Source organism: Microbacterium imperiale (assembly GCF_017876655.1).
In the GTDB taxonomy this organism is placed as follows: Bacteria; Actinomycetota; Actinomycetes; order Actinomycetales; family Microbacteriaceae; genus Microbacterium; species Microbacterium imperiale.
Genome location: NZ_JAGIOK010000001.1, coordinates 552978 through 577567 on the forward strand (window position 1 = coordinate 552978; position 24590 = coordinate 577567).

The following is a 24590-nucleotide window of genomic DNA, read 5'->3' on the forward strand; positions in this document are numbered from 1 at the left end:
GCCGTCCGCTCAGCCGAGCAGTTCGATCCCGAACCCGGCGACGACGGCCCGCACCTCGGTCAGGTAACGCTGGGCCTGCTCGGTCAGCGGGATCGCGGTGTGGCCGATCCAGCCGATCTCGATGCGCTCGTCGACATCGAGCGGCACGGCGACGATCTCGGGGTCGAGATCATCGCTGATGATTCCCGTCGAGATCGTGTAGCCGTCGAGACCGATCATGAGGTTGAAGATCGTCGCGCGGTCGGACACGCGGATCTCCTGCGTGCTCGAGAGCGTCGAGAGGATCTCCTCGGCGAAGTAGAACGAGTTGTTCGCGCCCTGATCGAAGGTCAGCCGCGGCAGGTCGGCCAGATCATCGAGCGTTGCGCGCGTGCGCGAGGCGAGCGGATTCCGCCGTGACACGAAGATGTGCGGCTCGGCCACGAACAGCGGGTGGAACGCGAGGTTCGACTCGCGCAGCAGCTTGTCGATGACGTTGCGGTTGAAGTCGTTGCGGAACAGGATGCCGAGCTCGCTGCGGAGCGTCCGGACATCCTCGATGATGTCCCACGTCCGGGTCTCGCGCAGCGAGAACTCGTACTCGGGCGCGCCCGTGCTCTTCACCATGCGCACGAACGCGTCGACCGCGAATGAATAGTGCTGGGTCGAGACGCCGAGAAGCCGGCGCGACGGCGGCCGCCCGAGGTATCGCTGCTCGAGCAGCTCGGCCTGCTCGACGACCTGACGCGCGTACCCGAGGAACTCGACGCCGTCGGGAGTGAGAGTGACTCCGCGGGCCGAGCGGACGAGCAGGTCGCGTCCGACCCGGCTCTCGAGATCCTTCATCGCCGCCGACATCGTGGGCTGCGCGACGTACAGGAGGTCGGATGCCGCCGAGATCGAGCCCTCGGCGGCGACCTCGATGAAGTACTGCAGCTGCTGCAGAGTGATTCCGCTGCGACGTCCGGCCATAGCCAGAGACTATGCCACACGATAGCGAGGGCAGATTACCCGATGACCTGGCCGCACCCGCACCATGGACACACCACCGCCCACACGCCCCCGGGGGCTCGGCTTCGATTGGCTGCTCATGGCGAACGACTTCACGTTCCACATCACCACGACGCGCTTCGACGAGGACTACTCGCCGTCGGCGAGCTCGCGCATCACCACGAACTTCGCCAACCTCGCGCGCGGCGAGCGCCGCCGCGACAACCTGCGCCGCGCCCTCGCGATGATCGACGCCCGCCTCAACGACCTCGCCCGCGCCGACAACCCCACAGCGGATCGCTATACGGCCGAGCTCGACATCGTGTCGGCACAGCTGCGGTTCGCGGACGCCGGCGACGACCGGGAGTTCCCGCTGCTCGAGGTGCTCGACATCAACATCGTCGACCGGCGGACCGGCGAGCGCCACCACGGCATCGTCGGCAACAACTTCTCGTCGTACCTGCGCGACTACGACTTCAGCATCCTGCTGCCGTCGGCGCAGCGGACAGCAGGCGAGTTCGTCGTCCCGGAGGACTTCGGCGACCTGCACGGCAAGCTCTTCCAGCACTTCCTGGAATCGGACGCCTACCGAGAGCGCTTCCCCCAGTCGCCCGTGGTGTGCATCAGCGTCTCGACCAGCCGGACCTACCGTCGCAACGGCAACCGTCACCCCGTGCTCGGCGTCGAGTACGAGCAGGATTCCTTCTCGCTCACCGACGAGTACTTCGCGAAGATGGGCCTGCAGGTGCGCTACTTCATGCCCCGCGGCAGCGCGGCGCCCCTCGCCTTCTACTTCCGCGGCGACCTGTGCGGCGACTACACCGACCTGCAGCTGATCGCGACGATCAGCACGATGGAGACGTTCCAGAAGATCTACCGCCCCGAGATCTACAACGCCGCCTCCCCCGCCGGCGACGTCTACCGCCCCTCTCTCGAACGCGACGACTTCTCGCGCACCGATATCACCTACGACCGCGTCGAGCGCAGTCAGCTCGCGGCCACGCAGGGCAAGTACGCCGAGGAGCACTTCGTCGCACCCCACCGCCAGGTGCTGAACCGGTGGGCCGCGCGCTACCCGGCGACAGCCCGTTGAGCCGCGAGGAATCATCCATGACGAACACGCTCCTCCCCACCTCGATCGTCGGCAGCCTGCCCAAGCCGTCCTGGCTGGCCAAACCCGAGGTGCTGTGGTCACCGTGGGAGCTCGACGGCGACACCCTGGCCGAGGGCAAGCACGACGCCCTGCGCGCCGCCGCCCACGAACAGCGCCGGCGCGGGATCGACATCGTCAGCGACGGCGAGCAGACACGCCAGCACTTCGTCACGACCTTCATCGAGCATCTCGACGGCGTCGACTTCGAGAACCGCGAGACGGTGCGGATCCGCGACCGCTACGACGCGAGCGTGCCGACGGTGGTCGGTGCCGTGAGCCGCCGCCGGCCCGTCTTCGTCGACGACGCCGCGTTCCTGCGCCGGCAGACCGACCAGCCGATCAAGTGGGCGCTTCCCGGCCCGATGACGATGATCGACACGCTCTCGGACCGGCATTACCGCAGCCGCGAGAAGCTCGCGTGGGAGTTCGCGACGATCCTCAATCAGGAGGCGCGGGAGCTCGAGGCCGCGGGGGTCGACATCATCCAGTTCGACGAGCCCGCGTTCAACGTGTTCTTCGACGAGATGAGAGATTGGGGCATCGCCACGCTCGAGCGGGCCGCCGAAGGCCTGTGCGCCGAGACGGTGGTCCACATCTGCTACGGCTACGGCATCGAGGCCAACAACGCCTGGAAGGCGACCCTCGGCCCGGAGTGGCGGCAGTACGAGGAGTCGTTCCCGCTCCTGCAGCGCTCGACGATCGACGTCGTGTCGCTCGAGAGCCACCACTCGCATGTGCCGATCGACCTCATCGAGCTCATCCGCGGCAAGAAGGTGATGCTGGGGGCCATCGATGTGGCCAGCCACGACGTCGAGTCGCCGCAGGAGGTCGCCGACACGCTGCGTCGAGCCCTGGAGTTCGTCGATGCCGACAACCTGATCCCGAGCACCAACTGCGGCATGGCCCCGCTCCCCCGGCAGGTGGCGTTCGAGAAGCTCAGCGCCCTCGTCGCCGGTGCCGACATCGTCCGAGCGGAACTCGCCCGAGAGAGCACGGTGTCCGCACCCTGACCCTCTCGGCGGCGACCGCCGCCGCCGCCGCCGCCGGGCGATTATCCCCGGTCCCCCGCGCCCGCTGCCCCGTCGTCATGGGCGCACACTGGCGGCGGAAGGACGGTGATCCCGTGATCTCGATCCCGGCAGCGCTCAGCGCCCAGGCCGACAACGGCATCCACAAGGTCGACGGTATGGGCTCTCCCGGTCGGTTCACCGTCTCGGGCATGCTCGCCGGCGCCTATATCGGCGTCGGCGTCGTGCTGATGGTCAGCGCCGCCGGCCCGCTGGCGGCCGCCGGCTCGGGATGGGGCAAGCTCGTGTCGGGCCTCGTCTTCGGCGTCGCGCTCACGATCGTCCTCGTCGCCGGCGGCGAACTCGTCACCTCGTCGATGATGACGCTGCCGCAGGCAGCCCTGATGCGCGCGATCGGCCCGGGCCGGGCCGCCGCGGCGATGCTCTGGACCTTCGGCGCCAACCTGCTCGGCTCGGTCCTCTTCGCCGCTCTCGTCGTCGCGTCCGGCGTCCTTCGCAGCAATCCCGCTGCCGGCAGCATGATGACCGACATGCTCGCCGCGAAGGCCCACGAGGGTCCCGTCGAACTGTTCGCGCGCGGCATTCTCTGCAACGTGCTCGTCTGCGCCGCCGTGTGGATGACGGTGCGGCTGCGCAGCGAGACAGCGCGTGTCCTCGTCGTGTTCGCCGCGATCCTCGCCTTCATCACCTCGGGCTTCGAGCACGTCGTGGCCAACATGACGACCTTCACGATCGGACTGCTGACGGGCGACCCCTCCGCCACCCTCGCCGGGTTCGCACTCAACCTGGCGCTGGTCGGCGCGGGCAACCTCGTCGGTGGCGGGCTGATCATCGGAGCCGGCTACTGGTTCGCGGGGGGATCACCGCGGGTTCGGGATGTCCCGAAATCTGCGCCGCGGGCGCAGATCGGAGAGGTCTCGGCTGGTTAGACTGAGCCGTCCGCGGGAGTGGTGGAATTGGCAGACACGCAGGATTTAGGTTCCTGTGCCTCACGGCGTGTGGGTTCAAGTCCCACCTTCCGCACGGAACGGGCGTTCGCCCGCCCCGGAGTCATCCTCTCCCGACGGGAAAACCGTGCATCAGATCGCTCTCATCCCCTGGCTCGACCCCGCCACCATCATCAGTGCGGCCGGCCCCTGGGCTCTGCTCGTGGTGTGCTTCATCGTCTTCGCCGAGACGGGCCTGCTCGTCGGCTTCCTGCTGCCCGGCGACACGCTGCTGATCATGGCGGGCCTGCTCTCGAACCCCGTCACGCACGCACCCCACGGCGTCTTCGGGATCAACGTGTGGCTCGTGGCGCTGCTCATCGGACTGTCCGCCTTCCTCGGCGGTGAAGTCGGCTACGTCATCGGACGCAAGGGCGGTCCCGCGGTCTTCGAGCGGAAGGAGAGCGGCCTGTTCAGCCGGCGCAACGTCGAGCGGACGAACGCCTTCTTCGAGCGGTACGGCGGGGTCACCGTCATCCTCGCCCGCTTCGTCCCCATCGTTCGCACCTTCGCACCCGTCGCGGCCGGCGTCGGCAAGATGCCGTGGCACCGGTACACGCTGTACAACCTCATCGGCGCGGTGCTCTGGGGCTTCGGCCTGACGATGCTCGGCTACCTCGTGAGCCTCATCCCCGGCGTCGGCGGGTTCGTGGCGAAGTACATCGACGTGATCCTGCTCGTGGCGGTGCTCGGCACCGTGATCTTCATCGTGTGGCACTACTTCGCAGAGAAGCGGAAGTCGAAGAAGGCGATGGCCGCCGGTCCCGACGACTACACCGATGCGGACGAAGCGCAGGAGCTCGTCCTCGACCGCGAGGTCTTCGAACAGCACCCCCAGCCGCACCCGCAGGGGCGCCGCGTCGGTCCCCCCGCGGGCCGGCACGAGCCTCCCCGCGTCTGATCAGGACGCCTTCGCGCTCTTCTTGGCGGCCGGCTTCTTCGCGGTCGACTTCTTCGCCGTCGACGAGCCCGCCGACTTCTTCGCGGTGCTCTTGTCCGACCCCGCGTCCTCGTCGGTGTCGTCGGACGATCGCGAGGCCGAGCCACCGCCGCCGGACGACCCGCCGCGCGCCGCACGGCTGCGCTCGACGCTGGCCCGCAGCGCCTCCATCAGGTCGATGACCTCGCCGCCGTCCTTGTCGCCCTGCTCGCCGAACGTCTCCGAGGTGTCGAGCGCATCACCCTTCTCGAGCTTCGCGTCGATGAGGGTGCGCAGCTCCTCCTGGTACTCGTCGGTGAACGACGCCGGGTCGAAGTCGCTCGAGAAGCTCTCGACGAGGGATGCCGACAGCTCCAGCTCCTTCGCCGAGATGCGCACCGACTCGTCGAGCGACGGGAACGCCGCCTCGCGCACCTCGTCGGCCCACAGCAGCGTCTGCAGCACCAAGACGTCGCCACGCACGCGCAACGCGGCCAGGCGGGTCTTCTGGCGCAGCGAGAAGCGGACGATCGCGGTGCGGTCGGTCTGCTCGAGCGTCTTGCGCAGCAGCACGTACGACTTGGGCGAGGACGAGTCGGGCTCGAGGTAGTACGCCTTGTCCAGCGTCAGCAGGTCGATCTGCTCGCTCGGCACGAACTCCACGACATCGATCTCGCGGCTGCGCTCGGACGGCAGCGATGCCAGATCCTCCTTCGTCAGCACGACCGTGCGATCGCCGTCGTCGTATGCGCGGTCGATGTCGGCGTACGGGACGACTTCGCCATCGATCTCGCAGATGCGCTGGTACCGGATGCGGCCGCCGTCGGCGTTGTGCACCTGGTGCAGCGGGACGTCGTGGTCCTCGGTCGCCGAGTAGACCTTCACCGGCACGTTGACGAGCCCGAAGGTCAGGGCGCCTTTCCAGATCGATCTCATGAGAGCAGTACACACCGCAACCACCCTCCGCGACCAGCGGGTGGCGCAATAGCCTGTGGTCGTGGCAGGAGAGCAGACGGTGCGGGTCGACGGACGCCGCCTGCGCCTGTCGAACCTCGACAAGGTGCTCTACCCCGCCACCGGCACCACCAAGGGCGAGGTCATCGCCTACTTCTCGCGCATCGCCCCGCTGATGCTGCCGCATCTCGACCGGCGACCGGTGACCCGCAAGCGCTGGCCCGAGGGCGTCGAGCAGCCCGACTTCTTCGCCAAGGATCTGGAGCGAGGAGCTCCGACCTGGCTCCCCCGCCTGCCGATCGACCACTCCAGCGGCTCGAAGGACTATCCCCTGGTCGAAGAGGTGGCCTCGCTCGTCTACCTCGCCCAGGTCGCGAGCCTCGAGCTGCACGTGCCCCAGTGGCGCTTCACGGATGCCGGTGCGCGCGGCACCCCCGACCGGCTCGTGCTCGACCTCGACCCGGGTCCCGGGGTCGGGCTGGCGGAGTGCGCCGAGGTGGCGCGGTGGGTGCGCGACATCCTCGCGGGCATGGGCATGGAGCTGTTCCCCGTCACCAGCGGCAGCAAGGGCATCCACCTCTACGCCGCGCTGACCGGCGATCAGACGAGCGATCAGGCGTCGGCGTTCGCGAAGGAACTCGCCCGCGCGCTCGAGGCAGACCACCCCGACCTCGTCATCAGTCAGATGACGCGCAGCGCGCGTGCCGGCAAGGTGTTCCTCGACTGGAGTCAGAACAACGGGTCGAAGACCACGATCGCGCCGTACTCGCTGCGCGGCCGCACCGAGCCCACGGTCGCCGCCCCGCGCACGTGGGACGAGCTCGACGACCCCGGGCTGCGCCACCTGAGCTTCGACGAGATGCTCGAGCGCGCCGACCGCGTCGGCGATCTGCTGGCCCCTCTCGCCCCGCGCCGCACGGCACCCCTGGCGCCCTATCTCGCCAAGAGATCGGCGGAGCGCACACCCGAGCCCATGCCGACGGCGGCCGCGCCGGCCCGGCCCGGCGACGCACCGCGCTTCGTGGTCCAGGAGCACCACGCGCGGCGCCTGCACTACGACCTGCGGCTCGAGCGCGACGGTGTGCTCGTGAGCTGGGCCGTGCCCCGCGGCATCCCCGACAGCTCGGAGCGCAACCACCTCGCGGTCATGACCGAGCCCCACCCGTTGGAGTACCTCACCTTCGCCGGCGAGATCCCCGCCGGCGAGTACGGCGCGGGCACGATGAGCATCTGGGACACCGGCACGTACGAGCTCGAGAAGTGGCGCGACGACGAGATCATCTTCACCCTCCGCGGCGCGCGGGGCGGGTGGGACGAGAATCCGCGTCTCGTCCTCATCCGCACGAACGGCGCCGGCGAGAAGTCGCAATGGCTCCTGCACCGGATGAAGACGGATGCCGCGGCGCCGACGGTCACCGCTCGGGCGCCGATCGAACCCGAGACACCGACAACGCCGGCGTCGGGCCCCGTGGCGCCGATGCTCGCGGTGGCGGCGTCCCCGAGCATCGGCCGCGCCGCCGCGGGCCGGTGGAGCCCGTGGGTGGAGTTCAAGTGGGACGGCATCCGCGCCATCGCGCAGTGGGACGGCGCCCGGCTCCGCCTCTACGCGCGCAGCGGCACGGATATCACCGACCGCTACCCCGAACTGACCGACGCCGACCTCGGCCTCGGCCCGGAGCCCCTGACGCTCGACGGCGAGATCGTCGCCCTCGACAGCGCGCGGCGGCCGAGCTTCTCGCTGCTGCAGAACCGCATGCACCTCACGAAGGCGCGCGACATCGCCCGTGAGCGCGAGCGCACCCCGGTGGACTATTTCGTCTTCGACCTGCTGCGCCGCGGCGCCACCGACGTCGCCGCCCGCTCCCTGCGGGAACGGCGCGCGCTGCTCGAGCGGGCGACGGCGGACGCTCGGGCCCCGCTGACCGTCCCGCCCGTCACCGACGACCTCGACGCCGCCCTCACTGCGGCGCGCGAGCTCGATCTCGAGGGTGCCGTCGTGAAGAACCCCGGCTCGCGTTACCGCCCCGGCATCCGCTCGGAGGAATGGCTCAAGGTCAAGCTGTCGCGCACGCAGGACGTCATCGTCGGCGGCATCCGTCCGGGAAAGGGCGGGCGCCGCGGCGGGATCGGGTCGCTGCTGCTCGGCATCCCGGACGAGGAGGGGCTGCGCTACGTCGGCCGCGTCGGATCGGGGTTCTCGGACGCCGAGCTGGCCCGGCTCGACGCGGCTCTCACGCCGCGACGGTCGGACCGGAATCCCTTCGTGGGCGTCCCGTCCGCGGACGCATCGGACGCCCTCTGGGTCCAGCCGGACCTCGTGGGCGAGGTCGAATTCGCCGAGTTCACCCCCGGCGGCACCCTGCGGCACGCCCGGTGGCGGGGCCTGCGCCCCGACCGCGCGGCCGCGGACGTGCGGCGCGAGGCCTAGCCGCGTCGCCCGGGCGCGGGACCCGTCGTGCCGTCGTCAGGCTCAACGGTTCGCGTACGACCGTCGGGGACAGCTTCGGCCCCGCTGAGCCTGCAGACGGAACACCCCCGGCGACCGCGGCGGCGCCGTCAGAGCTTGCGGAGCAGCTCCGTGAGCGCCACGAAGGCGCGCGCTCGGTGCGACGCGGCGTTCTTCTCGGCGGCCGTCCACTCGGCCACCGTGCGCTCGGGCTGCGGCTGGCCGTCGGGGATGAAGACCGGGTCGTAGCCGAAGCCGCCCTCCCCCGCCGCAGCCGTCGCGAGCCGTCCGGGCCACACGCCTTCGACGACGTGCTCCGCCTCGCCGTCGACCAGAGCGATCACCGACACGAACTGCGCGGCGCGGCGCGGATCGGCGATGTCGGAGAGCTGATCGAGCAGCAGGGCCGTGTTGGCGGCGGCATCCTTCTGGTGGCCGGCCCAGTAGGCCGAGAAGGCGCCCGGTGCGCCGCCGAGGGCGTCGACGCAGATGCCGGAGTCGTCCGCGAGCGCGGGCAGCCCCGTGTGGGCGGCCGCCGCGCGGGCCTTGATCAGCGCGTTCTCGGTGAAGGTGACGCCGTCCTCGACGGGTTCCGGTCCGTCGTAGCCGATCACCTCGAGGTCGGGACGCACCGCCGCGACGATGGCGTGGAACTCCTCGATCTTGTGGGGGTTGTGGGTGGCCAGGACGATGCGGGCCGTCATGCGAGCGTCGCCGCCTGGATGTCGCGCAGCTCGGCGCAGCCGTTCACGCCGAGCTCGAGCAGGGCGTCGAGCTCGCGCTTGTCGAAGGGAGCGCCCTCGGCGGTGCCCTGCACCTCGACGAACAGACCGCGACCGGTGACGACGACGTTCATGTCGGTCTCGGCGCGCACGTCCTCGACGTAGGCGAGGTCGAGCATGGGCGTGCCGTCGATGATCCCGACCGACACCGCCGACACCGAGTCGACGAGGGGCGTCGCCCGCTGCGCGATGAACTTCTGCGAGCGGCCCCACTCGATCGCGTCGGCGAGCGCGACGTACGCGCCGGTGATGGCGGCGGTGCGGGTTCCGCCGTCGGCCTGCAGGACGTCGCAGTCGATGACGATCGTGTTCTCGCCCAGCGCCTTGGTGTCGACGACGGCACGCAGCGCGCGTCCGATCAGGCGAGAGATCTCGTGCGTGCGTCCGCCGACCTTGCCCTTGATCGACTCCCGGTCGTTGCGGCTGTTGGTGGCGCGGGGCAGCATCGCGTACTCGGCCGTCACCCATCCCTTGCCCTTGCCCGTCAGCCAGCGGGGAACGCCGTTGGTGAACGACGCCGTGCACAGCACCTTGGTGCCGCCGAAGCTGACGAGGGCCGAGCCCTCGGCGTGGGCGCTCCAGCCCCGTTCGATCGTGACGGTGCGCAGCTGGTCGGCGGTGCGCCCGTCGGCGCGCAGGGAATCGGTCATGGGATGTCTCCGATCGGAGGGCGGATGAGGGTCAGGATGCCGGCGGCGCCGCAGCCGGCTTCGGCAGGGTGATCGCGCCCGTCTGCACGAGACGCACCGACGGGACGCCGCGGCCCATGAGGCGGTCGGCGAGGGCGAGGAAGTCGTCGGCCGAGTCACCGGTCGCTTCGTACACATGGCGCGGGACGGCATCCGGGCTCGCGAGCAGACTCCGCGAGACGAGCTGACGGTAGACGTCCTTCGCGGTCTCGGAGTCGCTCGAGACGAGCGTCACGTCGGGACCCATCACGTAGCTGATCGCGCCCTCGAGGAAGGGGTAGTGGGTGCAGCCGAGTACGAGGGTGTCGACGCCGGCCTCCCGCAGCGGAGCGAGGTACTCCTCCGCGACGGCGAGCACTTCGGGCGACTGCGTGATGCCGGCCTCGACGAACTCGACGAAGCGGGGGCAGGATGCGGCGAACACCGACAGGTGCTCGTTGACCTCGAGCATGTCCTGGTAGGCCCGGGAGGCGATGGTCCCCACCGTGCCGATGACGCCGATGCGCCCGTTGCGCGTGGTCGAGATGGCGGTGCGGACGGCCGGGTTGATCACCTCGACGACGGGTACGTCGTACCGCTCGCGTGCATCGCGCAGCAGCGCCGACGACGCGGTGTTGCAGGCGATCACGAGCATCTTCACGCCCTCGTCGACGAGTGTGTCGAGCACCTCGAGGCCGTAGCGTCGTACGTCGGCGATGGGCTTGGGGCCGTAGGGCGAGTGGGCGGTGTCTCCGATGTAGAGCAGCGACTCCCGCGGCAGCAGCTGCGAGACCGCCCGCGCCACCGTGAGACCGCCGACGCCCGAGTCGAAGATGCCGATGGGCGCGTCGTTCACGATCATCGAGCCTACCCCGCGTCGCTACAGTGGCAGACATGACGGCCTCCAGCGCACTGCTCACCGACCGGTACGAGATCACGATGCTGCAGGCGGCGTTGCGCGACGGAACGGCCGACCGCCAGTGCGTCTTCGAGGTGTTCGCGCGCCGACTCGCCGGGGGTCGCCGGTTCGGTGTCGTCGCCGGAACCGGACGCCTTCTGGAGGAGATCGAGAGCTTCCGCTTCGGCGAGGACGAGCTGGACTACCTCGAGCAGCACGGCGCGATCGACGAGCGCACCCGGCGCTGGCTCGCCGACTACCGCTTCACCGGCAGCATCACCGGATACCGCGAAGGCGAGCTCTACTTCCCGGGCTCCCCCATCCTGACGGTCGAGGGCACCTTCGCCGAGGCGGTCGTCCTCGAGACCCTCGTGCTCAGCATCCTGAACTACGACTCCGCCGTCGCCACCGCCGCAGCTCGCATGGCGATCGCCGCCGGCGACCGTCCGCTCGCCGAGATGGGCTCGCGGCGCGCGCACGAGCGCAGCGCCGTCGCCGCGGCGCGTGCCGCGCACATCGCCGGGTTCGGCGCCACGAGCAACCTCGAGGCGGGCCGGACGTGGGGCATCCCGACGATGGGCACCGCTGCGCACGCCTGGACGCTGCTGCACGACAGCGAGGAGGAGGCCTTCCGCAGCCAGATCGAGGCGCTCGGCGTCGAGACCACGCTGCTCGTGGACACCTACGACATCACCGAGGGCGTCGCCACCGCCGTCCGCGTCGCCGGTCCTGGCCTCGGCGGCGTGCGCATCGACTCGGGCGACCTGCCCACGGTCGCCGCGGACGTGCGCGCACAGCTCGACGAGCTCGGCGCGCACAAGACGCGCATCACCGTCACGAGCGACCTCGACGAGTACGCGATCGCGGCGCTCGCGGCATCCCCCGTCGACGCGTACGGAGTCGGAACTTCGCTGGTGACCGGTTCGGGCACGCCTACCGCGGGCATGGTCTACAAGCTCGTCGCGCGTCAGAACGCCGACGGGTCGTGGCTGTCGGTCGCGAAGGCGTCAGCCGACAAGGTGTCGCACGGCGGTCGGAAGTCGGCGTTCCGCGTCTTGAACGGCGGCACCGCGTCGGAAGAGGTCGTCGTCGTCTCCGACGGCTTCGAGCCGCTCGACACTCCCGCCGAGCACCCCGACGCCCGTCCCCTGCAGACGGAGCTCTTCGCCGGCGGACGGCCCGTCGCCGGCTGGACCGGTCCCGACGGCGTACGCGCGGCCCGCGAGCATCACGCCCGCGTCATCGAGGAGATGCCCGTCCGCGCCCTTGCGCTGAGCCGGTCCGAGCCCGCGATTCCCACGGTCTACCGCGACGCGGACTGACGCGCGGAGCCCCAGAACGCCGAGAACGCACCCTCGCAGCGAGAAGGCCCGGGGGGCGCGTTCTCGGGCGGAGGGTGCGTTCTCGAGTGGTCGCGACGCGTCAGCGCGTCATCGACTCGTAGATCTCCTTGCACGTAGGGCAGACCGGGAACTTCTCGGGGTCGCGCCCCGGCGTCCACTTCTTGCCGCACAGTGCCCGCACCGGCTTGCCGGTGATCGCCGACTCGAGGATCTTGTCCTTCTTGACGTAGTGCGAGAAACGCTCGTGGTCGCCCGGCTCGATCGACTCCTCGCGGATGAGCTCCTCGAGCTCACGGTCGAGGGTCGCGAGACCACCCTGGTCGGGAGAATCGAGAGGAGTGCTCATGCCGGAATTCTATCCGCGAACCCTCAGGTGGTCTCGGCGAATGCCATCAGGCGGTCACCCCGCCGATCGAACACGGCGCCGCCGATGAGGATGCCCACGACCAGCACGAGGATGCCGGTGCCCAGGCCGACCCCGAGCGCCCACCACTGCGCGTCAGGGGTCCCCTGCAGGAAGCGCCAGCCCCACCAGAGGGCCGGGACCGCCGCCACGATGGTTCCCACCAGGACGAAGCCCTGCGAGAGCCCGCCGCCCGTTCGCTGAGGCTGCTGGAACGGACTGTCGCCGTGCCGGGCCACGGCGTACGGCGCCACGACGGAGGCGATCGACGACAGCCCCAGGCCGCCCAGCAACAGCGCGCTGCACACGCCCACCATGGCCGGCAGTACGGACCAGTCGTCGTGGATGCCGACGCCGACCGGGATCGCGATCGCCAGCAGCGGCAGCGCGACGAGGAACAGCGGAACGAGTCGCCCCACGCGGTCGGAGACGCCGCGCACCGCGCTCGAGATGTGCAGCCAGACCGCCGAACCGTCGTAGGCGAGGTCGTTGTGCACGAGCCAGCCGAGGAAGAGCGCGATGACCGGAGCCGGAATGAGCGCCGCCGTCTCGCGCGAGACGCCGACGATCACGAGCGGGACCACCACGACGATGGCGGCGATCGGGATGATGACGATGTCGACGAGGTAGCGGGGATCGCGCAGCCAGTAGATCAGCGAGCGAGCGGCGACGGCGCCGCCCGGAGTGCCGGGGGTCACGGTGAACCACCCGAGACCGCGGCGCTCGCGGACCGAGACGGGGCGTTCCGTCCGGGTCAGCATGTGCCGGACGATGAGGGCCCACGCCGCGCCGAGGGCGACCGGCGTCAGGAGTGCGACCGCGACGACGCCGGGTGTCGGCGCGAGGGGCAGCACCCACGCGGCGCCCAGAGGCGTCGCCGCCAGGACGTCGACGGCGGACTGCAGCGCCGGTGGAACGCCGCCGGCCCAATTCAGCGACGCCAAGAACACGGCGACGGGGATCGCGATGACGGCCAGGCCCAGCACCAGCAGCGACGTCAGCTCGCGTGAACGGCGATCGGCGAGCACGAGGGCGGCCAGGCCGAGGGCGACTCGGGCGAGCAGAAGCTGCGTGACCACCAGCAGGGCAGCGGCGAACCCGGACGCCGCCGCGGCGACTCCGTGCGCCGACCAGGTGAGGGCGACGAATACCGCGACCACGATGAGCGCCGCCGACGGCAGGCTGAGCGGCGACGCCAGCGCCGTCGCTCCGGCGACGGAGCGCCAGCCGCGGCCCGTCACAGCGAAGCGGCGGGGATCCAGCGGATCGCGCACGGGCGCGATGAGCGGCACCAGGGCGAAGCACAGCGTCACGGCGGATCCGCCGATCCCGAGCACGACGAACGTGCTCGTCGACGGGGCGTCCTGGAGCCGGACCAGAGCGAAGCACGCGCCGGCAGCCAGCACGAGCGCTCCCGTCAGCGCGGCGATGGCGCGGGTGCGCTGATACCGCAGCGCGCCCAGCAGGAGCGCGAGCCTCAGTCCGAGAACGTGTGCAACCACTCGAGCCCCTCCACCGCGCTGGTTCCGCCCGCGAGCTCGAGGAAACGCTCTTCGAGGGTACGACCGTCGCGCACCTCGTCGACCGATCCGGACGCCAGGATCCGTCCGCCGACGAGAACCGCGACGCCGGAACAGGCGCGCTGCACCAGCTCCATGCCGTGGCTCGAGAGGATGACCGTGCCGCCGTGGGCGACGTACTTCTGCAGGATGTCGAGGATGACCGCGCTCGACACGGGATCGACCGACTCGAAGGGCTCGTCGAGCACGAGCAGTCGCGGCGAGTGGATCATCGCGCCGGCGAGCATGACTTTCTTGGTCATACCGGCGGAGTAATCGGCGACGCTTCGTCCGAGCGCATCGGTCAGGTCGAAGGCGCGCGCCAGATCGCCGATCCGGTTCTCGACCACGGCGGGCTTCAGGCCGCGCAGCACGCCGTAATAGTAGAGCAGCTGCCGCCCCGTCAGGCGGTCGAAGGTGCGCAGCCGGTCGGGCAGGATCCCCATCTGACGCTTCGCGAGCGCCGGACGGCGCGCGAGGTCGACGCCCGCGATCTCGACCGACCCGCGATCGGGCCGCAGCAGGCCCGCGATCATCGAGAGCGTCGTCGTCTTGCCGGCCCCGTTGGGACCGACCAGGCCGTAGAACGACCCCGCGGGGATCTCGAGGTCGATCCCGTCGACGGCGTGCGTCTCGCCGTAGATCTTGGTCACGCCGCTCAGACGGAGCGCAGGAGCAACCGGAGCTGCATCCGTCGTGGGCTTCGGCGTGTCGACGGCCTCGCCATCGGCCTCGACCACCAGCACGTGCGTTGCGTCCATCACCGCGGTGTCGTCCGCGCCGGCAGGTACGGCGACCACGTCGGGCTCGGGCTCAGCGGCCGACTCGGGCTCGACGACCGGCTCGGGCTCGGGCGCGACGACCAGCTCGGGCTCCGGCTCAGCGGCCAGCTCGGGCTCAGCGGCCAGCTCGGGCTCAGCGACCAGCTCCGGTTCGGGCTCGACGATCAGCTCAGGCTCGGGCTCGGGCTCGGGCTCGAGGACCGGCTCCGACTCGGGCTCGGGCTCGACGGCCAGCTCGGGCTCAGCGACCAGCTCGGGCTCGACGACCGGCTCCGGCTCGGGCTCGGCGGCCAGCTCAGGCTCAGCGACCAGGTCCGGCTCGGGCTCGGGCTCGGGCTCGGGCTCGACGACCGGCTCGGGCTCCACGATCAGCTCCGACTCGCTGACCGCCTCGGGCTCACGCGGGGTCTCGGGCTCGGGCTCGACGACAGGCTCCGACTCGCTCACGGCCTCCGACTCGCTCACCGCCTCCGGCTCGCTTACCGCCTCCGACTCGCTCGCCGCTTCCGGCTCGCGCACCGTCTCGGGCTGCGGTGCGGGCGTAAGGTCCCGGTCGTCCGCGAGGGCCGGATCCGCCGGCTCGGTCGGCGGTGCGACGAACGCGGCCGCGGCGACGGCGGCCGGAACCTCGGGCAGAGGAGGCGCAACGGGAGCCGGCCGGGGCTTACGCGGTTTGCGCGGCTTGTGCGGCTTCTTGGCGCCCGACCCGGCCGAACCCGCGCCGGACGGTGGGGCGGCGGGCTTGCGCGGTGGGCGCGGCTTGGGCGTCGGTGGCACCGCGGGAGCCGCCTGCGGCGCACCCGCCAGATCGGCGGCGGCGACCTCTGCGGGCACCGGCGGAAGCGGGGGCGCGGGGGCGTCGACCACAGAGGTGACGGGCCGTCGATCCTGGGGGGCGGGGGGCTCGGCTGTCACTCGACCAACCTATCAAGGGGGCCGTGTTTGCCCCGGCCCCTCGTCATCGGGAGTAGCTGTGAAATGAGCTACCAGCAAGGTCACGAAAGCGCAACGGCCGGAGGCGTTACTGCGACCTCTCAGGAGTCATCGCTACCATGAAGGATCGGCTTGCCGGGTGACGCCCTGGTGAACCCTGCTCTAAATCGTAACTTCGGGAGATGTCGTGAGCCTTCAGATCGTGATCCTCGCCGCCGGGATGGGCTCGCGCCTGGGCCGCTCGCTTCCGAAGCCGCTGACCGAACTCGGCGACGGACGCAGCATCATGCAGCAGCAGCACGACAACATCCGTTCCGCCTTCGGGGACGACGCGCGCATCACCACCGTCGTGGGCTACCGCGCCGAGACGATCGTCGAGGCCTTCCCCGACGTCGACTACGTCTACAACGCGCGCTACGACCAGACCAACACGTCGCAGAGCCTGCTGCGCGCGCTCAAGGCGAGCGGTCGCGGCGGCGTCCTGTGGATGAACGGCGACGTGGTCTTCGACCCCCGCGTGCTGGGCCGTGCGGTCTCGTTCATCGAGCGCGACCAGTCGTTCGTGACGGTGAACACCGCGAAGGTGAGCGACGAAGAGGTCAAGTACACCGTCACCGCCGAGGGCTACATCAACGAGCTGTCGAAGACCGTCCGCGGCGGGATCGGCGAGGCCGTCGGCATCAACTACATCTCCTCGCGCGACAAGAAGGCCCTGATCGCGCAGCTCGGTCGCGTCGACGACCAGGACTACTTCGAGCGCGGCCTCGAGCTGGCCATCGCCGAGAACGGCGTGCTGCTCGAGCCGATGGACATCTCCGACCTGTACGCGGTCGAGGTCGACTTCGCCGAGGATCTCGAGCGCGCGAACCTGTTCGTCTGACGCCCGCAGCCTCCGCGGCCGCGAGAGGATGGGTGTCATGGCTCGCAAGGTGCACCGCATCGACTCGCTCCCCGACGACGCGCCCCGGCGCGACGCCGGCTCACCCGATGGTGCGGGTCATCCGCTGACGGTACGGACGCTGGATCGCCTCCTCGCGGTCCAGCGACCGGTCGTGCTCGCGCACCTGCGCAGCATCCGCCAGCATCATCCCGGCGCGTCGACGACGCAGGTCGCGCAGATGCTCGAGCGTCGCTACCTCACGGCCGTCACGACGGGCGGTGCCGCCGTCGGTGCGACAGCGGTGGTTCCCGGCATCGGAACGGCGACGACTCTCGCGCTCAGCGGGGTCGAGACCGCCGGCTTCCTCGAGGCGACGGCGCTCTTCGCCCAGTCGCTGGCCGAGCTCCACGGCATCCCCGTCGAGAACCCCGACCGGGCGCGCGCTCTCGTCCTGGCCCTCATGCTGGGCCGCGAGGGGGCCGACCTGGTCGGTCAGTTCGCGCGGCAGGCGACCGGCCGCGGCGGACCGCTCAGCACCTATTGGGGTGAGCTCGTGACCGCGTCCCTCCCCCGTGCCGCCGTCGGCCCGGTGCTCGACCGGCTGACCCACACCTTCCTGCGGCGCTTCGCGGCCGCCGGTGGCGCGTCGGTCGTGGGCAAGGCCATGCCGTTCGGCATCGGCGCGGTGATCGGGGGGACGGGCAACCACATCCTCGGCCGACGCGTCATCGCCGGCGCGCGTCGCGCGTTCGGCATCGTGCCCGCGACCTTCCCGTCCGACCTCGATCCGCGTCCCGGAAATCAACCGATCGGACGAAGCGTCGGCTCGATCGCCCGGCGTGTCGGCGGCGTCGTGACGGGCGCGGGACGCCAGGTCGGCGGCATCGCGACGCGGCCCTTCCGACGCGGCGAGAAGCTCACTGAGATCGACGCGGACGAAAGAGAGTCATGACCCCCTTCCTCATCGCGATCCTCGTAGCCGGGGCCGTCTTCAACGTCATCACCTGGCCGACCTTCCTGCGACGGGTCGCGCGGGATCCGCGAGCGACGGATGCCGACGGCCGGCGGACGCGCTTCTACACCGTGCATCTCGTGCTCGTGGTGATCGCACTCCTGCTCGCCGCGCTGTTCGTCGTCGGCGCCGTGCTTCTGCTGACCGGCGCAGCCTGACCGCGGGAGGCGCGCCCGCTCACGCGTCGTCGAACTCGGCCTCGTCCGCTTCGTCGGCGACCGTCACGGTTCGCGCATCCCACTCGCTCCACCGCTGCATCAGCAGCTCGATCGCCGCGTGGAAGCGCGCCGTCGCCGCGCCCGGGGTCGTGTCGCCGAAATAATGGCGCGACCACCCCTGCAGGCGAGCCGTGGCCTCGGGATCGGCGGCGATGCGATCGGCGATCTCGACGATGCCGCCGGCATCCGACGCCTCGAGCCACTCCGCATCCGACAGGTATCCGCCCGTATCGATGAGCGCGGCGGGGTCGGCCGGCCGGGTCACGAGAAGCGGCTTGTCGGCGGCGAGCCGGTCGTAGACCATGGCCGAGATGTCGACCACGGCGAGGTCGGCCGCGGCGAGCTGCCAGCCCAGGTCGGGGCCGTCGTCGAAGACGTGATGCGCGCTCGGATCAGCGGCGTTCGCGGCCCCGATCGCTGCCACGATCCGGCGGTTCGCCTCGCCGTAGGCACGGTCGACGACGCCGGAACGGGGATGCGGGCGGTAGATGAGTCGGTGACGGGGCGAGGCGAGCACGGCGGCGGCCAGCGCCTCGCCGTGCGTCGCAATGGAGCCGTAGTGGGCGGCGGGCCGATCGCCCTCCCACGTCGGGGCGTAGAGCACGACGGTCCGGTCGTCCTGCGGGTAGGGCAGCGTTCCGGAGTAGTGGTCCGCCTGCGGACGGCCGATCTCGATCGTGCGGGCGTCGAGGTCGTAGTCCCACAGCACCCGCCCGAGACGCTCGCGCGCTGCATCGCCGGCGATGAGGGCGTAGTCGTAGGCCTTGAACTGGTTGGTGGTCATGTACATCTTGTCGGACTCGCCGTGGTTGATGAAGACGTGCCACCGGTGCCCGTACCGGAACATCTGGAAGTTGCGGGTGTTCTGGTTGACGTACAGGACGACGCGGATGTCCTGCGCGGCGACGAACTGCTCGAGCGCACGCACCGACGGCGCGAAGGCCACCGGCAGCGCCCCGTCGGCCAGCAGCGCCTGCGCACCGGTGGCGCTGCGGCTGATGACGACGACGGGCCAGGTTTCCGCCAGCTTCTGCAGCGGCTTGTACCACTGACGCATCTGGTACATGTTCACGTCGCCGTCGGCGAAGTACACCGCGACGCGGTAGTGCTTACGCGGCGGTCGGGGCAGTCTCGCGAGCGATCGGCGCACGTCGAGGTGGGCCGACCGGTTGGCGATGGCGCGCCGCACGAGGTGGACGGCTTTGCGTGCGTCGGTGATGATTGCCACCTCTCCAGGGTACGAGGGTGGTGGCCCGGCGGGGGACGCATGGGATGATCGACGGATGCACGACGACGCACGCCGCTGGCGGCCGGCCCCGGTACCGGGTGCGGACGCCGGGGTCTCGTTCGTCATGCCGGTGCTGAACGAGCGCGACTACCTCGAGCGCGCCGTCCGCAGCGTTCTCGCGCAGGAGCTCGCGGGACCCACCGAGATCCTCCTCGCCCTCGCGCCCTCCACGGACGGGACCGAGGCCGTCGCGCAGCGACTCGCCGACGCCGATCCGCGCATCCGTCTCGTGCGCAATCCGGCGGCGCATATCCCGGTCGGTCTCAACATCGCCATCCGCGCCGCCCGGTTCCCCACCATCGTGCGGGTCGATGCGCATTCCGAGCTGCAGCCCACCTACACCGCCGCCGCCCTCGCGACCCTCGCCCGCGTCGAGGCGGCCAACGTCGGCGGAGTCATGCGCGCGGACGGTCGCACCCCGTTCCAGCGAGCCGTCGCGCGCGCCTACAACTCGCGGATCGGGCTCGGCGGCGGTGCGTATCACGGTGGCACCGAAGAGGGACCGGCCGAATCCGCCTACCTCGGGGTGATGCGTCGCGCGGTGCTCGACGAGGTCGGGCTCTTCGACGAGGGCATCCGCCGGGGCGAGGACTGGGAGCTGAACCTCCGCATCCGACGAGCCGGGTACCGCGTGTGGTTCGATCCTCGGCTCGAAGTGACGTACTGGCCGCGCGAGAGCTGGGCGCGCCTGGTGCGGCAGTTCCGCGCGACGGGGTCGTGGCGTGGTGAGCTCGTGCGACGTTTCGGCCGCCGCAACGGCATGCGCTTCTTCGCCCCGCCCGCGCTCGTGTTGGCGGTGGGCGCCGCGCTGGTCGTGGGCGTGCTGCAGCTCACGCGCGTGCTCAGCGGCTGGCCGAGCGCGCTCGCGTCGGTCGTCTACCTGCCGGTCGCCGCTTACGCGCTCCTCATCGCGGCGGTGGGCGCGGGACGCGGAGGCGGTCGTGGCACGCGTGATCGCCTGTGGACGCTCGCCGTGCTTCCCTCGATGCATCTGGCCTGGGGGGTCGGGTTCCTGCAGGGCGTGCTGCGGGGCGCGCGAGGCACCGTCGACACCTCGCGCCTGGCACGGAACACTCCCCTGCCCTGAGCCGGCGGCGTGCGGCGCTCAGTCGCGCGAGACGAACCCCTGATCCAGGATGCGGGCCACCACGCGCTCGGCGGCATGACCGTCGTCACGCCCGTTGAACCGACGACGCCAGTCGTCGTACCGATCGGCGAAAACCGCAGGGTCGGCGCGGAGCGCCGCGACGAGTTCGTCCTGCGTGCGGGTGAGCGGACCGGGGGCGCGCTCGGCGAGGTCGAAGTAGAACCCCCGCAGCTCGCCGCGATACCGCTCCAGGTCGGGGGCGAAGAAGTACATCGGCTTGCCGGTCACCGAGTAGTCGAACATCACCGAGGAGTAGTCGGTGATGAGCGCATCGGATGCGAGCTGGAGCGCCGCGAGGTCGGGGTGCGCCGTCACATCGATGACCCGCGCGCCGCGCGCGTCGGCGCCGGGCAGCAGCGTCCGGGAGTGCCCGCGCACCAGCACGACGGCACCCGTCGATTCGGCGAGCGCGGCGAGGTCGAGGAAGTCGACGATGGTCTCGCGGTCGTCGCGCCAGGTCGGCGCGTAGAGGAGCACACGATCGTCGCCGTCGATGCCGAGCGCCGAGCGGACTGCTGCCCGGTCGCCGGTGTGCAACTCGTCGGTACGGGGATAGCCCTCGACCCAGACCGGGCGCCGCAGGAAGGCGTAGGCCCTGCGCAGCACCCGGGCGCCGTAGGGATTCTGCGCCAGGAGGACGTTCCAGCGCCGGCTCTCGCGGATCACCGCGAGAGCCCGTCGCGGGTCGAAGCCAGGGCGGTGCAGCGCCAGTCGCTTGAGCGGGGTGCCGTGCCACGTCTGCAGCACGACCTGGCCCGGACGACGGACGAACCGCCGGCGCAGCCAATCGTTCACCACCAGCAGACGAGCCGCACCGCGGGCACGCCACCATTCCGGGCTTCCCTCGACCACCGCCACCGCGCCGTCGGGAACCGGCACCGAGAGGTCCACGACGCTCCAGTAGCGCGTGACGGCGGGGGCCACGCGCGCGAGCTCGCGGTCGATCGCGCGCGGGTTGTCGCCGGCGCTGCGGCCGTAGAAGCTCTCGAAGAACACGGCGTTCTCGAGGGGCGCACGGTGCGCGGCGTAGCGCTGCTCGAGCGCGTTCTGCCCTTCGCCCGCGGCGAGGGCGGGGTCCAGGGGCGGACCGATCAGCACGCGCCGGCCGTCCCAGCCCGCCCGCAGCGTGCCGAGGACGATCGCGGCCTGCGCCGGGGGCGCCGCTCGCTCGTCGAGAGGGCGGCCGTCGACGGCGATCGTGTAGGTACCGGACGGCAGGGGCAGCTCGGGACCGCTCCACCGCGAGGCGTGCAGGGGCACGCGTGCCTCCCAGCCGTCGGCCACAGTCGCGGCCGCAGCCGTCACACGCGCGCGCGCACCGTCCACCTCGATCGTCGCAGGCGCCGGTCCGTCCGACGCGACGACGAGCATCGGGACGCCCTCGGCGAGCTCGAATCGCAGTCGCATCATGCGGGTTCCTTCCCGGCCGCGGGGACGGCCGCGACGATCGCGTCGTGCACACGACGGGCGTTGCCGCCGTCGCGCCACGCGTGGACACGGGCGCTGAGCGCGGCCGCGCGGTCCCGCCGACGCTGCGCCTCGACGGGGTCGGTGAGCACCGCTTCGAGCGACGGCATGAGGTCGCGCCACGATGCCGCGGTGTCGTCGCCGGCGACAGCGGCGTACGAGCCGTAGAAACCGCGCGTGAGCGTGTACGCGGCGACATCGGGGGCGAGGAAGAGCGTGCCCAGCGGCACCAGCCCCGCGTCGTAGGCGAGGGACGAATAGTCGGTGACGAGCACGTCCAGCGCGGGAAGCAGCGGGGTCACATCGGCGACGACGTCGCTGCCGAGCGAGCGGACCCGCTCGTGAGCCGGTTCGGGAGCGTACGCACCGCCGCCGAGCGGGTGCGAGCGGACGAGCAGAACGGCGTCGGTTCGCTCGAGCAGCGAGATGAGCGCCGCCCAGTCGGAGGCGGTGGGGATCGCCGGGTCGGGTGCGCCGTCGCGCCACGTCGGGGCATACAGGACGACCCGCGCGCCGCCGAGAGGGCCGACCAGGTGCTCGAGCCGAGCACGGGCGCCCGTGCGCGCGGCATCCCGGTCGGGCGGCGACAGCACGTCCACGCGGGGCTCCCCCAGCACCGGCACGTGATCATCGGGCAGGCCGAACGCGCTCTCGAGGCGACCGCGGACGAGGTGTGACGCCGCCGGCAGCAGCGCGATCTGGCGCTGCGTGCGCCGATACGCCGCCGCGAGGAGGGCACGGACGCCCGGGATGCGGCCGAGGCGCCCGGGATCGGTCGTGACGGGTGAGTCGAGGCCGATGCGCTTGAGGGGGATGCCGTGCCACAGCTGCACGATGTACGCACCGTGCACGCCGTATCGATTGACATCGCCGAGTCCGTGCGTGATGACGACCACCCGCGCGCGGGCGGTGAGCCAGAACCCCCGCAGCGAGTCGCGCTCAGCCGTCGGGATGCCGCGCCGGCGGGCCTCCTCGGCCTGCTGCGGCGTCGAGACGAGCCAGACCGCGCGTGCCCGGGGTGCCGCCTGCCACAGCGCGAGCGCACCGTCGGCGATGCCCACGGCGCAGCCGAAGACCCAGCCGCCGCGGCTGCGCGGGATCACGGCGGTGGCGATGCGTCCGGCCAGATACAGCGGGATGCGCAGGAGCTTCCCCACGTTGCCCGCGCCGAACGAGAAAGACGCCACCCCGCGAGCCTATCGCGGGGTGGCGTCCGAGCCGGGATGCCGCTTACTGCTGCAGCTCGCCGAGCGTGACGGTGGTCGTCTCCTCGCGGCCGTCGCGAACATAGGTGATCTCGGCGTCGCTGCCAGCCGCGAGCGCCCGCACCTGTGCCGTGAGGTCGACCTGGTCGGTGATGGCGACGCCGTTGAAGCGGGTCACGACATCCCCCTTCTGCAGTCCGGCCTCCGCCGCCGCGCCGTCGGGCGTCACGTCGTCGATGAGTGCACCGGCGCGGGTCGCGCCCTCGGCCGCGGCGGCGTCTCCCACGGTCGCTCCGAGAAGACCGTGGGAGGCCGACCCGTTCTCGATGATCTCGTTGGCGACGCGCTCGGCCACGGTCGACGGGATCGCGAATCCGACGCCGATCGAGCCGGCCTCGGTCGAGGTGCCGCCGGCGCTGGCGATCGCGACGTTGATGCCGATGAGGCGTCCCTTGCCGTCGACCAGTGCGCCGCCGGAGTTGCCGGGGTTGATCGCCGCGTCGGTCTGGATGACCGAGATCGCGATCGACGACGTCGCCTGACGCTGCTCCTGCTGGCCCTGGCCGAAATCGAATTCGAAGGGTGTGCGTCCGCCCGGCGACCCCTGGTCGGGCTCGGCCTCGGAGTCCGGGGCCGCCGACGAGGCGATCTGGATCGACCGGTTGAGCGCGCTGACGATGCCGGTGGTCACCGTGTTCGAGAGCCCGAGCGGAGCACCGACGGCGACCGTCTGGTCGCCGACGTTGAGCTTGCTCGAGTCGCCGAACTCGATCGGGGTCAGGCCCGACGCGTCGGTGAGCTTGATGACCGCGAGGTCGTAGGTCGGGTCGGTCCCGACGATCGTCGCGGCGTACACGCGGCCATCGGACGTCGTCACCGACAGTCGCGGGTCGCCCGTCGCGCCGTCCAGGGTGACGACGTGGGTGTTGGTGAGGACGTAGCCGTCCTCGCTCAGGATGACGCCCGAGCCCGTGCCGCCCGAGCCGTTCGACGACGCCGAGATCGTCACGACGCTCGGCAGCACCTTCGAGGCGATGGCCGTCGTGGCGTTGACCGAGTCGGGGTTGTTGACGGTGATCGACGAGGGCCCGGCGCTCTGCGAGGCGGGCGCGGCGACGAAGGACGAGCCGACGGCGGCGGCTCCGCCGATGCCCGCGGCTCCGCCGACGAGGGCCGCAGCGACGAGGATCGCCGCGACCTTGCCACCGCCGACTCGCTGCTTGTCGTGGTGCTCGGCCGTCGCGGCGGGCGCGGCGTGACCGAAGCTCGCGCCGTACGGCTGCGTCGGCTGGGTGTGGAAGCCCGAGCCGGCCGCGGCCTCGTAGCCCGGCATCGGCGGACGCGGCGGGATGGTCGCGTCGCTGGGCGGCGGCGTCGGTGCCGCGGCGGCCTCCGGTCGGGTCTCGGGGATCGAGGTGCGGTCGGCGGGCTGCTCGGCGGCGCTCTGCGCGCCGGGAGTGCGGTCGTCGGGGTTCTGCGGGTCGCTCATCGAGGTTGCTCCTTTGTCCAAGCGAGACCAGATTGCCGCGCCATGCTGTGGTTTGCCTATG

Annotated in this window: 22 protein-coding genes and 1 tRNA gene; 11 read left to right on the plus strand and 12 right to left on the minus strand. The window is 71.1% G+C overall.

Annotated elements, in window-relative coordinates; genetic code table 11:
* Window positions 1-9: 9 nt before the first annotated feature.
* Entirely contained in the window at window positions 10-951 is a 942-nt protein-coding gene (locus JOF37_RS02705; protein ID WP_210004863.1) for a LysR family transcriptional regulator, read from the minus strand.
* 118 nt (window positions 952-1069) lie between these two features.
* On the opposite strand from JOF37_RS02705, the gene JOF37_RS02710 reads away from it, so the two are divergent.
* From JOF37_RS02710 to JOF37_RS02730, 5 genes are all read left to right on the plus strand, one after another.
* The gene (locus JOF37_RS02710) at window positions 1070-2062 is read left to right on the plus strand and encodes a putative oxygenase MesX (protein WP_210004866.1); all 993 of its coding nucleotides are present in this window, start codon (window positions 1070-1072) and stop codon (window positions 2060-2062) included.
* 17 nt (window positions 2063-2079) lie between these two features.
* Entirely contained in the window at window positions 2080-3132 is a 1053-nt protein-coding gene (locus JOF37_RS02715; protein WP_210004867.1) for a methionine synthase, read from the plus strand.
* A gap of 113 nt (window positions 3133-3245) precedes the next feature.
* Window positions 3246-4079: a formate/nitrite transporter family protein gene (locus tag JOF37_RS02720; protein ID WP_210004869.1), complete on the plus strand. Its 834-nt coding sequence runs from the start codon at window positions 3246-3248 to the stop codon at window positions 4077-4079.
* Between the two features lie 12 nt (window positions 4080-4091).
* Window positions 4092-4173 (plus strand) — tRNA-Leu (locus JOF37_RS02725).
* Between the two features lie 51 nt (window positions 4174-4224).
* Entirely contained in the window at window positions 4225-5037 is an 813-nt protein-coding gene (locus JOF37_RS02730) for a DedA family protein (protein ID WP_210004871.1), read from the plus strand.
* On the opposite strand, the gene ku is transcribed toward JOF37_RS02730, so the two are convergent.
* Window positions 5038-5991: a non-homologous end joining protein Ku gene (gene ku / locus JOF37_RS02735; RefSeq protein ID WP_210004873.1), complete on the minus strand. Its 954-nt coding sequence runs from the start codon at window positions 5989-5991 to the stop codon at window positions 5038-5040.
* A gap of 55 nt (window positions 5992-6046) precedes the next feature.
* Between ku and JOF37_RS02740 the strand changes: the two genes are divergently transcribed.
* On the plus strand, window positions 6047-8437 hold the full coding sequence (locus JOF37_RS02740) for an ATP-dependent DNA ligase (protein ID WP_372445403.1): 2391 nt from the start codon (window positions 6047-6049) through the stop codon (window positions 8435-8437).
* Window positions 8438-8565: 128 nt separating this feature from the next.
* On the opposite strand, the gene rdgB is transcribed toward JOF37_RS02740, so the two are convergent.
* Genes rdgB through murI form a run of 3 tightly spaced genes read right to left on the minus strand, consistent with a single transcriptional unit; the run spans window position 8566 to window position 10761 of the window.
* Window positions 8566-9159 carry an RdgB/HAM1 family non-canonical purine NTP pyrophosphatase gene (gene rdgB, locus JOF37_RS02745; protein WP_210004875.1) on the minus strand — a complete coding sequence of 198 codons (594 nt, stop codon included), beginning with the start codon at window positions 9157-9159 and terminating at the stop codon, window positions 8566-8568.
* Window positions 9156-9887, minus strand: coding sequence for a ribonuclease PH (gene rph / locus JOF37_RS02750; protein WP_210004877.1), 732 nt, complete (start codon window positions 9885-9887; stop codon window positions 9156-9158). The genes rdgB and rph overlap by 4 nt, the downstream gene beginning before the upstream one ends.
* A gap of 31 nt (window positions 9888-9918) precedes the next feature.
* The gene (murI, locus tag JOF37_RS02755; protein WP_210004879.1) at window positions 9919-10761 is read right to left on the minus strand and encodes a glutamate racemase; all 843 of its coding nucleotides are present in this window, start codon (window positions 10759-10761) and stop codon (window positions 9919-9921) included.
* A 38-nt stretch (window positions 10762-10799) separates the two neighbouring features.
* On the opposite strand from murI, the gene JOF37_RS02760 reads away from it, so the two are divergent.
* The gene (locus JOF37_RS02760; protein ID WP_210004880.1) at window positions 10800-12125 is read left to right on the plus strand and encodes a nicotinate phosphoribosyltransferase; all 1326 of its coding nucleotides are present in this window, start codon (window positions 10800-10802) and stop codon (window positions 12123-12125) included.
* 100 nt (window positions 12126-12225) lie between these two features.
* Here the strand turns inward: JOF37_RS02760 and JOF37_RS02765 are convergent, their stop codons facing one another.
* Genes JOF37_RS02765 through JOF37_RS15460 form a run of 3 tightly spaced genes read right to left on the minus strand, consistent with a single transcriptional unit; the run spans window position 12226 to window position 15805 of the window.
* The gene (locus tag JOF37_RS02765; RefSeq protein ID WP_210004881.1) at window positions 12226-12492 is read right to left on the minus strand and encodes a DUF3039 domain-containing protein; all 267 of its coding nucleotides are present in this window, start codon (window positions 12490-12492) and stop codon (window positions 12226-12228) included.
* A 23-nt stretch (window positions 12493-12515) separates the two neighbouring features.
* Window positions 12516-14051 (minus strand): hypothetical protein, encoded by a 1536-nt coding sequence (locus JOF37_RS02770; RefSeq protein WP_210004882.1) that lies wholly within the window; start codon window positions 14049-14051, stop codon window positions 12516-12518.
* Window positions 14027-15805, minus strand: a complete 1779-nt coding sequence (locus JOF37_RS15460) for an ABC transporter ATP-binding protein (protein WP_271174858.1) — start codon at window positions 15803-15805, stop codon at window positions 14027-14029. The genes JOF37_RS02770 and JOF37_RS15460 overlap by 25 nt, the downstream gene beginning before the upstream one ends.
* A gap of 205 nt (window positions 15806-16010) precedes the next feature.
* Here JOF37_RS15460 and JOF37_RS02780 point away from each other — a divergent pair, with 205 nt between their 5' ends.
* From JOF37_RS02780 to JOF37_RS02790, 3 genes are read left to right on the plus strand one after another with little or no spacing between them, the layout of a single operon-like run.
* On the plus strand, window positions 16011-16703 hold the full coding sequence (locus JOF37_RS02780) for a phosphocholine cytidylyltransferase family protein (protein WP_210004883.1): 693 nt from the start codon (window positions 16011-16013) through the stop codon (window positions 16701-16703).
* A 37-nt stretch (window positions 16704-16740) separates the two neighbouring features.
* Window positions 16741-17655 carry a hypothetical protein gene (locus tag JOF37_RS02785; RefSeq protein WP_210004884.1) on the plus strand — a complete coding sequence of 305 codons (915 nt, stop codon included), beginning with the start codon at window positions 16741-16743 and terminating at the stop codon, window positions 17653-17655.
* Complete coding sequence (locus JOF37_RS02790; RefSeq protein ID WP_210004885.1) at window positions 17652-17873, plus strand: SCO4848 family membrane protein; 222 nt, start codon at window positions 17652-17654, stop codon at window positions 17871-17873. The genes JOF37_RS02785 and JOF37_RS02790 overlap by 4 nt, the downstream gene beginning before the upstream one ends.
* 19 nt (window positions 17874-17892) lie before the next feature.
* Here JOF37_RS02790 and JOF37_RS02795 read toward each other — a convergent pair whose 3' ends face one another.
* Window positions 17893-19161, minus strand: a complete 1269-nt coding sequence (locus JOF37_RS02795; protein WP_210004886.1) for a CDP-glycerol glycerophosphotransferase family protein — start codon at window positions 19159-19161, stop codon at window positions 17893-17895.
* 55 nt (window positions 19162-19216) lie between these two features.
* On the opposite strand from JOF37_RS02795, the gene JOF37_RS02800 reads away from it, so the two are divergent.
* Entirely contained in the window at window positions 19217-20308 is a 1092-nt protein-coding gene (locus JOF37_RS02800; protein WP_210004887.1) for a glycosyltransferase, read from the plus strand.
* Window positions 20309-20326: 18 nt separating this feature from the next.
* On the opposite strand, the gene JOF37_RS02805 is transcribed toward JOF37_RS02800, so the two are convergent.
* Genes JOF37_RS02805 through JOF37_RS02815 form a run of 3 tightly spaced genes read right to left on the minus strand, consistent with a single transcriptional unit; the run spans window position 20327 to window position 24529 of the window.
* The gene (locus JOF37_RS02805; protein WP_245338084.1) at window positions 20327-21778 is read right to left on the minus strand and encodes a CDP-glycerol glycerophosphotransferase family protein; all 1452 of its coding nucleotides are present in this window, start codon (window positions 21776-21778) and stop codon (window positions 20327-20329) included.
* Window positions 21775-23022, minus strand: coding sequence for a CDP-glycerol glycerophosphotransferase family protein (locus tag JOF37_RS02810; protein WP_210004888.1), 1248 nt, complete (start codon window positions 23020-23022; stop codon window positions 21775-21777). The genes JOF37_RS02805 and JOF37_RS02810 overlap by 4 nt, the downstream gene beginning before the upstream one ends.
* Window positions 23023-23065: 43 nt before the next feature.
* Window positions 23066-24529 carry a S1C family serine protease gene (locus JOF37_RS02815; RefSeq protein WP_210004889.1) on the minus strand — a complete coding sequence of 488 codons (1464 nt, stop codon included), beginning with the start codon at window positions 24527-24529 and terminating at the stop codon, window positions 23066-23068.
* Window positions 24530-24590 lie beyond the last annotated feature (61 nt).